Annotated in this window: 11 protein-coding genes; all 11 read left to right on the top strand. The window is 37.5% G+C overall.

The genetic code is table 11. The features are described 5' to 3' along the window. Positions 1 to 170: 170 nt before the first annotated feature. Positions 171 to 1,376, top strand: coding sequence for a phage integrase SAM-like domain-containing protein (locus RM529_RS13580; protein WP_311485320.1), 1,206 nt, complete (start codon positions 171 to 173; stop codon positions 1,374 to 1,376). A gap of 52 nt (positions 1,377 to 1,428) precedes the next feature. Next, positions 1,429 to 1,752 (top strand): DUF6660 family protein, encoded by a 324-nt coding sequence (locus RM529_RS13575; RefSeq protein WP_311485319.1) that lies wholly within the window; start codon positions 1,429 to 1,431, stop codon positions 1,750 to 1,752. A 101-nt stretch (positions 1,753 to 1,853) separates the two neighbouring features. Continuing rightward, positions 1,854 to 6,275 carry a CusA/CzcA family heavy metal efflux RND transporter gene (locus RM529_RS13570; protein ID WP_311485318.1) on the top strand — a complete coding sequence of 1,474 codons (4,422 nt, stop codon included), beginning with the start codon at positions 1,854 to 1,856 and terminating at the stop codon, positions 6,273 to 6,275. Positions 6,276 to 6,280: 5 nt separating this feature from the next. Further along, a complete protein-coding gene (locus RM529_RS13565; protein ID WP_311485317.1) occupies positions 6,281 to 7,477 on the top strand; it encodes an efflux RND transporter periplasmic adaptor subunit in 1,197 nt (398 codons plus the stop codon). 6 nt (positions 7,478 to 7,483) lie between these two features. Beyond that, complete coding sequence (locus tag RM529_RS13560; protein ID WP_311485316.1) at positions 7,484 to 8,125, top strand: cation efflux transmembrane domain-containing protein; 642 nt, start codon at positions 7,484 to 7,486, stop codon at positions 8,123 to 8,125. After that, a complete protein-coding gene (locus RM529_RS13555; RefSeq protein WP_026914590.1) occupies positions 8,118 to 8,531 on the top strand; it encodes a Fur family transcriptional regulator in 414 nt (137 codons plus the stop codon). The genes RM529_RS13560 and RM529_RS13555 overlap by 8 nt, the downstream gene beginning before the upstream one ends. Before the next feature lie 56 nt (positions 8,532 to 8,587). Then, positions 8,588 to 8,944, top strand: a complete 357-nt coding sequence (locus RM529_RS13550) for a SpoIIAA family protein (protein WP_311485315.1) — start codon at positions 8,588 to 8,590, stop codon at positions 8,942 to 8,944. A 1-nt stretch (position 8,945) separates the two neighbouring features. Further along, entirely contained in the window at positions 8,946 to 10,913 is a 1,968-nt protein-coding gene (locus RM529_RS13545) for a heavy metal translocating P-type ATPase (protein ID WP_311485321.1), read from the top strand. Between the two features lie 81 nt (positions 10,914 to 10,994). Beyond that, complete coding sequence (locus RM529_RS13540; protein WP_176619446.1) at positions 10,995 to 11,480, top strand: asparaginase domain-containing protein; 486 nt, start codon at positions 10,995 to 10,997, stop codon at positions 11,478 to 11,480. Positions 11,481 to 11,545: 65 nt separating this feature from the next. Further along, positions 11,546 to 12,397, top strand: coding sequence for a response regulator transcription factor (locus tag RM529_RS13535; protein WP_311485314.1), 852 nt, complete (start codon positions 11,546 to 11,548; stop codon positions 12,395 to 12,397). Between the two features lie 209 nt (positions 12,398 to 12,606). After that, the coding region (locus RM529_RS13530; protein WP_311485313.1) for an RteC domain-containing protein at positions 12,607 to 13,262 on the top strand (656 nt) is incomplete at its 3' end.

The following is a 13,262-nucleotide window of genomic DNA, read 5'->3' as shown; positions in this document are numbered from 1 at the left end:
GGTTATGAGTTTTTGATACTAATATAATAAACTAGCACAATACCTTTGTATATCAATGATTTATAAGATAGATATTTAAATTTCATATCATTTAATATCAAACAAAATCAATAAATGTTGTACCTATGTTGTACCTAAAATGAGTATATTTATAATCAAAATATTTTGTGATGGCAACAGTTCGAGTAGTATTAAGAAAGAAGAAAAACAAATCTGGATTACTTCCAATTGCAATTAGGATTACAAAAGACCGCAAAAGCTCTTATCTAAACACAGGTCAATACATCGAAGAAAAATATTGGGATGAAAAAAATCGTAATATTAGGAAATCACATCCTAATTCCAGTGTACTGAACAATTATATTGCGACTAAAGTTGCAGAAGCAAACGATAAGGTCATAAAGTCTGAAATGAACCCTGAATATCAGACGGTTTCAGAAATAAAAAATAAAATTATAGTTACTAATGGTCTTGATTTTTTTGCTGTAGCAGAAATGCATCTTCAAAATCTTAAGAATAGAAACAAACACCATCAATATGACACTGAATTAGGCAGACTTAAAAAATTCAAGGAATTTCTCGGTAAGGATTCACTTTCGTTCAATAAACTTAATGTTACTGTTCTTAAAAAATTTGAAACCTATCTCTTACATCAAAAAAGCCTTTCGCCCAGAACGGTAGTTAATTATCTTATACTTATTAGAACGGTCTTTAATTTAGCTATTTCAGAATCCATTACCGACAGAGGTTTATACCCTTTTGGGAAAGGCAAAATGACCATCAGAATACCTGAATCTCAAAAAATAGGTTTTTCCGAAGCAGAAATTCAAAAACTGGAAAATGCTAGAGGAATAACCGAAGCTCAGCAAAAAGCAATTCATATTTGGCTTGTGAGTTTTTACTTTGCAGGAATAAGAGTAGGTGATGTTCTTAAACTAAAATGGTCAGATTTTAATGACGGGCGATTACTCTATCGAATGAACAAAAACAGCAAGTTAGTTTCTCTAAAAGTTCCAGATAAGGCTATAGATATTTTTAATCTATATAGAGAAAGCTCATCTTATGATGATCTTATATTTCCGCAATTAAAAAGTATAGATTTTAGGGATTCTGAAGAAGTAACAAGGCGTACACAATCGATAACGAGAAATCTGAACAGAAGATTAAAGATTGCTGCCAAGCAATTAGGTATAAAAAAGAATATAAGCATGCACATTGCTAGACATAGCTTTGGAAATATCTCTGGGGATAAAATACCGATTCAAATGTTGCAAAAATTATATCGCCATTCTTCGGTGACAACAACTATTCGGTACCAAGCCAATTTCATACATAAAGATGCTGATGACGCATTGGATAGCGTGGTCAATTTCTAAACCATCCTAATTTTGCAACACAGTTGCATCTAAATCTTTTTACCTTTGGTTCGTGAAAATATTTACAATCATACTATCCTTATACTTTTTGGCGCTCAATTTTGCGCCTTGTAGCGATACCGTTCCTGATAGCGATGATACACAACTTGAATTTTCACAAACAACAGATGCAGACCATAACGATAGCGATCTATGTTCACCGTTCTGTCAATGTCATTGCTGTCACGTACATACTATTGACTTTGAGCTAATGACCTTTGAGCCATTTCAAGATCCAATCTCAAATATGATCCTTACTTCTTTTCAACACCACGGCAAGGATTTCCACACTTCGCTTTTTCAGCCGCCACGGCATAATTCAGTTTTCATAGGATAGCTCTATCCTGTTTTGAAGTTTTTCTAATTGAAAAACTTTATGATGTTTTCGCTTTCGCGAAAGCGTACACCTAATTTTTAACTGAATTAATTCTCTAATCTATGATTAACAAAATCATTGATTTTTCAATCAATAATAAATTTATTATTGGCTTGTTTACGTTGACTCTTATAGGAGTTGGTATCTGGTCAATGGCAACCGTAAACCTTGGGTCGGTGCCAGATATTACTAATAATCAGGTACAGGTCATTACGCAATCACCTAATCTAGGAACGGAAGATATTGAACAGTTCGTAACCTATCCGGTAGAATTGTCTATGGGTAATTTGCCAGGCGTTACCGAAATAAGATCTATCTCACGCTTTGGACTTTCTGTAGTAACGATTGTTTTTGAAGACAATATGGGCACCTATCTTCCTCGACAGTTGGTACAGGAAAAACTCAATGAATTGGACGAATCCATACCTGAAAAATTTGGAAGTCCATCTATGGGGCCTATTTCCACTGGTTTAGGTCAGATCTATGAATATACTATAAAACCACAGGAAGGTTTTGAAAACAAGTATTCACCTATGGAACTGCGCACAGTGCAGGATTGGATTATCAAACGACAACTCACCTTACTGGAAGGCGTGGTAGAGGTCAACTCTTTTGGAGGCAGTATTAAACAGTACGAGGTTGCTGTCAATCCAGAGAAGTTGAACAGTATGGGTATCAGTATTTCACAAGTTTATGAGGCTCTCGCTCGAAACAACGTGAATACTGGTGGCGCTTATATAGAGAAAAATAAAATGTCAAATTTTATAAGAGGCGAAGGGCTTATTCGCTCTTTGGAAGACATTAAGGATATTTCAATTATTAACGAGAACAACGTTCCTGTAACTATTGGAGATGTAGCAACACGTGTCCATTTCGGGAATCAAGTGCGTTATGGTGCTTTTACACAAGACGGTAAGGAAGCTGTGGGCGGTATGATAATGATGCTTAAGGGTTCTAATCCAAATGCTGTTATTCAGAATGTCAAGGATCGTATGGCAGAAATTGAAAAATCCCTGCCAGAAGGTCTGACAATCGCCCCGATAATTGATCGTAGTGAGCTAATTGCGAGAACTACCGATACCGTTAAAACCAATTTACTGGAAGGTGCCTTAATTGTGATTTTTGCCCTTGTCTTACTATTGGGTAGTTTAAGAGGTGGAATCATAACGGCCACTACTATACCGTTGTCCTTGCTTTTTGCCTTTATCCTAATGAAGCAATTTAATGTATGGGCAAACTTAATGAGTTTAGGCGCTATCGACTTTGGGATTATTATAGATGGTGCGGTAATTATTATAGAAGGAACGGTGTATGAGATCCAAAAAAGAATCAGGTCTGGCAAGCTAAAATTCAATCAAGCCGTGATGGATAAAGTTGCCTATGATGCCGGAAGCACGATGATGAGTTCTGCTTTTTTTGGGCAAATCATTATTCTCATTGTTTTCACGCCTATACTTTTTCTTACAGGTGTTGAAGGTAAAATGTTTAAACCTATGGCATACACCTTTGGGTTTGCAATGATAGGTGCTATCATTTTGTGCCTTACATATGTCCCAATGATGTCTGCACTCTTTATGAAACCAGTACAGAATACCAAAAATTGGTTTGGCAGATTTGAGCGCTGGCTTGAAAAGGTAAGTGATAAAATCATAGGTGCTATACACAGTGCTTATATGCCTTTATTAAAAGGAGCTCTTAAGCTGAAGCTTATCGTTTTATCATCTGCCGCTTTTCTACTTTTAATCGCAGGTTTTATCTTTTCTAATATGGGAGGAGAATTTGTACCGCAGCTCGATGAAGGAGATATAGCAATGCAGGCGTTTATAAGGCCTGGAAGTTCGCTAACAGAATCCATTGAAGTTTCAAAGAAAATTGAAACTATTCTATTAGAAAATTTCCCAGAAATAAAAACGGTCACAGGCCGCATAGGAGTTGCAGATATCCCTACAGACCCTATGCCTATGGACATTGCAGATATGTACATCATCCTTAATAAAGATATGGATGACTGGACGACAGCCACTACTAAAGAAGGCTTGATTGATGCCATTAGGGACAAACTGGATGATGAACTATTAGGTGTTAATTTATCATTTACCCAACCGGTCGAGTTGAGATTCAACGAACTTTTAGAAGGTGTAAGAGAAGATATTGCCGTGAAGCTTTATGGCGAAGATTTAGAGGTTTTATCAAATAAGGTTCAAGAAATGGCAGCTATTATACAGACCGTTCCTGGTGCGGGTGATGTGAGTGCAGAACGTACAGCTGGATTACCACAGATGACTGTAAAATTTAAACGCGATAAAATGGCGCAATATGGACTGGATATTCAAAAAGTTAATGACTATATAAGTACTGCTTTTGCTGGTGGTACCGCAGGCGTTATCTTTGAAGGCGAGAAGCGATTTGATCTCGTGGTGCGATTTGATGAAAGTCATAGAAAAAGTATTGATGACCTGCGCAATATGTACATTGATCTCAAGGATGGAAGTCAGGTCCCCATTATTGAAATAGCTGAGATTGAATACGTGCCTGGACCTATGCAAATCTCACGTGACAATACATATAGAAGAACGTATGTAGGTGTAAATGCACGAGGCAGAGATGTAGAATCTGTCGTAAAGGATATACAACAAAAATTAGATAAAGAACTGGACTTACCATCAGGGTATTATATTACCTATGGTGGAGAGTTTGAAAACTTGCAAAGCGCAAAGGATCGTTTGATAATAGTTGTGCCCATCGCCCTGTTCTTGATATTTATACTGTTATACTTTGCATTAAAATCCTTTTCACAATCCATAATGATTTACATCGCAATACCCTTGGCAGCCATCGGTGGTGTATTTGCCTTATGGCTTCGCGATATGCCATTTAGTATTTCCGCAGGTGTAGGATTTATTGTGCTATTTGGTGTCGCAGTTCTTAATGGGCTGGTACTTATTAACCGATTTAATTCTTTAAAGGAAGAAGGTGTTACAAGCATAAAGGATAGAATATTTCAAGGGACTAAAGAACGTATTCGCCCCATAATGCTCACAGCCACTACCGATATTTTCGGTTTTTTACCTATGGCATTTTCTACATCAGCCGGTGCAGAGGTACAACAACCGCTTGCTACAGTGGTTATTGGTGGGATGCTTACTGCCACGCTGCTTACGCTGGTCGTTCTTCCTGTACTCTATACGCTCATAGAAAAGAGACGCGAGCGCAAAGAGCAGAATAAGATCGGTGCTTTTAATCCGCAAGCCTTGACTACGATTTTGATACTTGGTTTTATGTTAGGTGGTACCGCTTTTGCGAAAGCTCAACAAATTCAAGCACCTGTGCAACATAACATTGTTCAGGACAGTATCACACCCATCACGTTATCACAAGCCGTAGAAATTGCCAAAGAGAATTATCCTGCACTTAAAGCGAGCCAGCTCGAAATCGAAAGACAGAACACCCTAACGGGCAATGCTTATGACTTTGGTAATACACAGGTATTTACAGGTGGTGAAGAATTGGCAGATGGTCAGGGCATTTATACCTTAATCGGCATCGGCCAACAGAATATCGATCTTCTGGGAATAGGTGCCAAAAAACATTTGCAACAACAACGCATCGAGTTAGCACAAACCGCTTTAAATCTTTCTGAAATTCAGATAGAACTGGAAGTAAAAAAAGCATGGTCAGAAACTTTTCAGTCAAAAAAGAAGTTTGTTTTATACCGAGAATTGGACAGTATTTACGGTCAGTTTGCACAATCTGTAGAACTCAATTATGAAGTCGAAGCCATTTCAAGACTGGAATATGGCGCCGCACGTAATCAGGCTTTACAAATCAATAATAAATTTCAGCAAGCAGAGACAGATTATTTCATTGCATTACAAAAACTCAATCTTTGGTTGACGCCAGATACGATGTACACCGTAACTGATGAATTGGAAGCTGCCGAAATTTCGATTTTAGAGACCGATGATACATTGAATGAACATCCCGAGTTATCAATTTCAAGAAAGCGTATAGACGAAGCACAGGCAAGCTATGATGCGGCAAGAGCAAACTTGCTGCCCAAGTTCAACCTACAAGGTGGCTTGCAGCGTGTAAATGGTGATAGCGGTTTCTACACTTATCAAGCAGGGATTTCCATACCGCTGCTATCGGTTCCAGACCGCAGTCGTGCAAAAGCTGCAAAACTGTATGCACAGATTGCAGAAACCAATGCAGCCTTTAAAGAACGTGAGTTGCAATCACAATTTGTGCAGGCTCAACAAGAGTATGTACGATGGCGGGATACATGGTTTTTTTATAAAACCGAAGCCCTGCCACTTGCCATAGACCAGCGCAAGGGCGCATTGCTCGCATACAAGGAAGGTGCGCTGGATTATGCAGCATTCACACAAATTATACGTGACGCCATACAAACCGAAATGGATGCACTCGACGCACTCAATAATTATTTAGACGCCTTGTTTGAACTACAATATTTCCAAAACTAAAAAAGATGAATACGATAAAATATATGCCGATTGCTGCAATACTAATAGCATTTACATTGACCAGTTGTGGTGACTCAAAAACGGAAGATAGCCAGGTTGAAGCGACCAATTCTCAATTAGAAGATAACCATTCTGAGGGGGAGGCTAAAGAAGTAATGCTCACGGCACAGCAGTTTGAAGCTTTGCAAATGCAAATAGACACACTTGCGCAACGCAATATGAGTGGTTATGTAGAAGCAAACGGTACGCTGGAAGTACCACCACAAAACGAAGCAATTATTACCGCGCTAGCGGGAGCAAATGTTGCATCCATAGAAGTAATTGAAGGCGACGAAGTCAAAAAAAATCAAACGGTTGCCTATATGTCTCATCCCAGTGTTATACAGATACAGAGTGATTACCTAAATGCGTACAGCAACAGTCGGTTTTTAAAACAAGAGTATGAACGTCAAAAAAGGCTTTATGAAGCTGGCGTGGCATCCGGTATGAATTATCAAAAAGCCACGGCAGATTATCAGTCATCTACCGCAATGGTAAATGGGTTGGAAGCTCAATTGCGACAATATAACATCAATGTAAATAGGGTGCGAAACGGTACTATTTACCAGCGTGTTGCATTGCACAGTCCCATTGCAGGTATTGTAGAAAAAGTATTTATAAAAACTGGACAATATGTAGAGCCTCAAACAAACTTAATGGAGATAGTAGATACTGACCACGTACACGCAGATTTGATGGTTTTTGAAAAAGATGTTGATAGGGTAAAGAAAGGTCAACAAGTACGATTTAGCGTTGAATCGAAACCAGGTAAAGAGCTAGAAGCCGAAATTTATTCGGTTAGCCAGACTTTCGAGCAAGATCCCAAGGCGGTTCACGTACACGCTGAAATTGAGAACAAAGGTAATGGCCTAATCCCAGGAATGTATATTCGAGGTAAGATTGAAGTTGATAACAAGCAGACTACTGCACTACCTGAAAGCGCTATTGTTACAGAAGCTGGTAAGGATTATGTGTTTAAAGCGAAAAGGGATGACAACGCATGGAGTTTTACGCCAGTAGAAGTTACAACAGGCGAGAAAGATGGTGACTGGATAGCCATACGTTTTTTTGAAACCCCAGATCATAATTCGCGTTTTGCCTACAATAATGCTTATTATCTTATGGGAGAGATGAATAAAGGCGATGCAGAACACTCACATTAAAATGATATGAAAGAGACAAGAAAGAAAAATTTAAAAGAAGCCAGAATCTTACAGATTTGGAACGTGATATATGATGTTATTGAGGTAGTGGTATCTCTCATTGCGGGATTTACGGCAAACAGTTCGGCACTAATTGGCTGGGGACTGGACAGTACCATAGAAGTTATAAGTGCGGGAACGTTGGGCTGGCGATTACACGGCGAGATCAAGGGCATAGATGAAGAAAAGGTGAAAAGAAGACAAAAAATAACGCTATATGTGATTGCAATTTCCTTTACGCTCATCTGTATTTTCATTTCTTATGATTCTATATCAAAGCTAATCAACCAAGAAACCGCAAACTGGAGCACTATGGGACTAGTCATATTATTAGTCTCGCTAGTCGTGAACCCTATCTTGATTTATTTCAAAAGAAAATATGGAAAGAAGCTTGACAGTCCTGCCTTACTGGCCGATGCTAAGGACACCTTTATTTGTCTGTACCAGACCGTTGTAGTACTTATAGGATTACTCTTGGTCAACTGGCTGGGCTGGTGGTGGGCGGACCCTGTAGCGGCATTACTAATCGTCCCGTATGCTGCCAAAGAAGGCTGGGAAGCCTATAATAAGGCTAAGAGTATCAACTATAACATCGCACAAAATGACTGAAATAGAAAAAAAATTAAACGATCACAGCGTGCGTCCCACTGCTATGCGCATATTGATCTATAAATATCTTGCTGAACAAAAGATTGCTCTGGCATTGCTTGATATTGAAACTGCGTTCACTAAAGCGGATAGAACCACCCTATACCGAACTCTTAAAACCTTTGAGGAAAAAGGTATTGTGCACCAAATAGAAGATGGTACCGGAATCACAAAATATGCGCTCTGTGAGCCAGGTTGCAATTGTGAGATTGAACAAGATTTGCACCTGCATTTTCGCTGTAACAATTGTAACGAAACCGTATGTCTGACAGAGCATAAAATACCACACATTAACTTGCCGGATGGCTATGTCGCTGAAGATGTAAACCTGGTCGTGACAGGTATCTGTGAAAAATGCAGTAACTGACTTTGCACAGCAGTTGCGCAAACATTTCAGTAAATTGTGATGACTAAAAAGAAAAAATGATATATCTACTAAATTCAGAAAAAGACAATTTGATTTCCGCGAAAATCAGCGGTAAAATTTCACGAGATGAAGTTGAAAAGTTGCATCCGCTCATTCACGATATAATTAAAAAAGGAAAAAAGGTCGATTTCTTTTTTGAAATGGAAGATTTTGAAGGATATACCTTAAAAGGATTTTGGGAAGATATTAAATTGGACACGGCACATATTTCAGACTATGGTAAAATGGTGTTTGTGGGTGAAAGGAAATGGCAGGAATGGGCTGCAAAAGCAACCGATTTCTTTACAAAATCGGAAATTAAATTTTTTGAAATGGATAACAAAGAAGATGCTAAACAATGGATCAATGCATAATATGAAAAAGAAAAAAGTAAACTTGCGTGATTTAGAACCAAAAGAAGCCCAGGGCGAGCACAGTCATGACGATGGCCATAACCACGATCACGGAGATGGAAGTTCATTTAAAACATATATTCCTGCTCTCGTAAGCTTTGTTATGCTTATCGTTGGGATAGCGGTAGATTATTTTGATGCCATTCCCCAATTTCAAGGATGGATTCGCATTCTATGGTATACCATAGCTTACTTACCTGTTGGTTTTCCAGTTATTAAGGAAGGTTGGAAAAGCATATTACGTGGCGATGTATTCACAGAATTTTTCTTGATGTCTATTGCTACTATTGGTGCATTTGCCATTGGCGAATATCCTGAAGGTGTAGCCGTAATGCTATTTTATGCCGTAGGTGAACTGTTCCAAAATGCAGCCGTTAACCGTGCAAAAGGAAATATTAAAGCTTTACTCGACGTAAGGCCGAATGAAGCTTTGGTTTATCGTGACGGCGATTTTATTTCAGTAAATCCCGAGTCTGTTGAGATTGGTGAAAAAATACAGGTACGTGTAGGCGAAAAAGTTCCGCTTGATGGTATTTTGCTTTCTGAAAAAGGTTCTTTTAATACTGCTGCCTTGACAGGTGAAAGCAAACCTGATACTATTGCTAAAGGCGATACTGTTTTTGCAGGAAGCATCAACCTCGATGGGGTAATTGAGGTTGAAACCACAAAGGAATTTAAGGATAGTTCCATTGCAAGAATTCTGGATATGGTACAGAATGCAACTGCCAGAAAATCAAAGACGGAATTATTTATTAGAAAATTTGCACGAATTTATACTCCCATAGTTGTATTCCTCGCTATTGGACTTACGCTCCTACCCTACTTTTTTGTGGAGGACTATGTTTTTAGGGATTGGCTGTATCGAGCATTGATATTCCTAGTGATTTCGTGCCCCTGCGCCTTGGTCATTTCTATTCCTCTCGGCTATTTTGGAGGTTTAGGTGCGGCATCACGAAACGGTATTCTATTCAAGGGTGCATCCTTTCTCGATGCAATGACGCAAGTAAACACGGTAGTAATGGACAAAACAGGAACTGTTACCAAAGGTGTTTTCAAAATCAAGGAAATCAATTCCATCACATTTGAGGAAACCGAGTTTATGAAGTACCTGATGGCGATGGAAGAACAATCCACTCATCCCATTGCTAAGGCGATTCTTGAATATAAAGAGGACGGTTCAGATTATGAAGCGACTAATGTTTCAGAGGTTGCCGGAAAAGGTTTAAAAGGAACGGTCAATGGGAAAACCGTGCTGGTAGGCAATAAAGCTTTGATGACCTCGAACCGCATAAAGGTTCCCACAGAAACAGATGGCATTGTAGAATCAATCGTTATGTTGTCAATAGACGGAACATTTGCAGGTTATGTAACCATTGCAGATGAACTGAAGGATGATGCGCACCAGGCCATTAAGCAAATTCGGGATTCAGGAATTTCAAAAATTATAATGCTATCAGGCGACAAGGACTCTATTACACAACAAGTGGCAAAAGAGTTAAATATTAATTGGGCAAAAGGCGGGTTGTTACCCGAAGATAAGTTGAATGAGGTTGAAAAGCTTAAAGAGCAATCCGATATAAGAGTAGCTTTTATAGGCGATGGCATTAACGATGCACCCGTATTGGCAGCTAGTGGTGTGGGTATTGCTATGGGAGGTTTGGGTAGCGATGTAGCCATCGAAACGGCCGATGTTATCATCCAGACAGACCAACCGAGCAAGATTGCAAGAGCGATTAAAATTGGTCGTTCAACGCGACGTATTGTATGGCAGAATATCGGGCTTGCATTTGGAGTCAAGGTTATAGTCCTCATTCTCGGTGCAGGTGGGCTTGCAACTATGTGGGAAGCTGTTTTTGCCGATGTAGGTGTTGCTTTGCTTGCTATTCTTAATGCCGTTAGATTGCAGAAAATGAAGTGGCAGGATTCTTAGACCCCCAATTTTGACTGAGCAAATTAAAGTAGTTTCAAATAAATTAACGCTATCTTTATAAGTAGAGAAAGTCCTTAATTTATGATTCAAATATTCACAACTGGCGGTACAATCGAAGGATTGGATTATACGGATGATGGTGGTATTACTTCCTCTGATGTAGGGATTATGGATTTTTTGGACAAAGCAAATATCGATTTTGAATACACTATCGAAGGTGTTTTCAAGAAAGACAGCCGTGCCATTACAGAGAATGACAGAAAGCTCTTGGTGGAAAAGATAAAAGCTACTAATACAAATAAAATTTTAGTAACTCACGGTACTTATACTATGGAAGACACCGCAAAATATATTGGAAACCGTAGTCTTAATAAAACTATAATTCTGGTGGGAGCATTCATTTTGGGTACATCAAAAGATACAGACGCACCTTTTAATTTAGGTTATGCAATTTGTGCTTTACAATTTCTGAAGCCTGATGTTTATATCGCCATGAACGGAAAACTGTTCCATTGGAGTGATGTTACTAAAAATTTAGATACAAATAAATTCGAGTCTAATGAATAAGCAGGATGTTTGGCACCTCAATACACTGGACAACATTTTTCTATCTATTAATCGATACGATAATAGTGATTCTTGCATTAATTCAAAATCCGAAAATAAAGCAACTTAGTCTTAGAAGATATATAATTCTTGGATGTTTATTTGTTCTTTATAATCTAACCGGCGGTTTTCTACCAGACCATAGTTTTCTCAAACCCTTGATACTTCAATACATAATAACTTATGGGGTAGCAATCGCGTTATGTGTTTACCTCATATATTATCTCTACAAAGATTATGACATTATATTTTTAAAGCGGTATTTCAGCATTAAAAATATTGGAATCACGTTAATTGTGGGGTTTATCATATTATTTTTAATTCCCTATTTGATAACGGGTTCTTTAGATTCAGCCAGAATACTTTTTACCCTTCCTACTTCAGTTCTAGGTTTTATATTTTTGGGATTGTTTTATAGAAGGATCTCTGAAATAAAAAATCAAAACTCTTTCTTTTCCAAAAGAAAAAAATTATCTACTACCAGTATTGGTTGTATAGTACTCTTACCCATTCTAACGGTAATTGGAGATTATCAATGGTTAACTTTTACCGTAATGAATCTTGCCTTTTACACAATAACAGCCTTAGAAATATACAGATACATCTATTTAATCAAAAATCAAGGCAAACTTTATAAAGTATTGAATTTTAATGAGGAATCTGATCAAAATTTGGTTAAGAATAAGATAATATTTCAGAATTTAACCAGAAGAGAATTCGAAATTGCACTTTTTATTTTATCAAAAAGTTCATACAAAAAAATCGCAAAACAACTTTTTATTGCAGAAAACACCGTCTCCAAACATGCTTCTAACATTTTTAGAAAAACAGGTACAAATAATAGAAAAGAATTTCTAGATCGATTTCTAAAAAATTAAATGAGAAAATTTCTTATAAGTAACTGTCTATAGTAAAAATACCCTTTATCATTCGATCCGTACAAAAATACGGAATTCATATATTGAAATACGGTATGTAATTTAGCAGTTTTTATAGAACACACTTATATTTATTACTAACCATTGAAAGATTGTTTTCAAGGTTAACGGTTCAAAGATTTTGTTTTTAAAAAGTAAATTGATGGGTGATGGACTTACAATTAGAATCAGAATTATTCTCAAAAGACTTGAAAAATATACAGCTTCAAAATGAAGAAATTTTGAAGCAAGCCTATCACTCTATTCAATTATGTCGTACAACCCTTTACAAGTTTAAAAAGAAAATTATTTCTAAAGGTTTTGATTCAATGGAATCTGAAATCAATTTTTTTAAGATTATTAAGCAAATACCTTTAGTTCAATTGATATATTATTCAGAAATACATTCGTTTGAGATTCAATTGCCAAAGGGCGATAAAGATGCCCAGCTAAAATCGATTAAGAAAAAAATCAACAAGCTCAATCGCTTCTTTTCGTACAATATCGATTTTGGGCGGTATGTAAATTCCGGTGCTACCCTTTTCGACAAGGAATACTATACCAGAGATTACCTCGAAACATTCCATATCACAACTTCCAAATTCTATTTTCAAGACCCAGAGTTTTGCACGCCAAGGGATATGCTGCTTGGCAAATACAAAGCTTATGATTTATTAGTGATTTACTTGGATGAAAAAAAACATCGCATTCGGAAAGGATTGAATGACAAATTAAATGGTGTTAAACCATTGGAAAAGATACATTGGCCATTTTCAAATACAGATTATGTAGAAATGGTATATGCGCTATGCTCAAAAGGATTGGG

The organism is Autumnicola edwardsiae (assembly GCF_031846505.1).
Lineage (GTDB): Bacteria > Bacteroidota > Bacteroidia > Flavobacteriales > Flavobacteriaceae > Autumnicola > Autumnicola edwardsiae.
The sequence above is the reverse complement of the archived record's forward strand: the minus strand, read 5'-3'. Positions and strand labels throughout refer to the sequence as shown.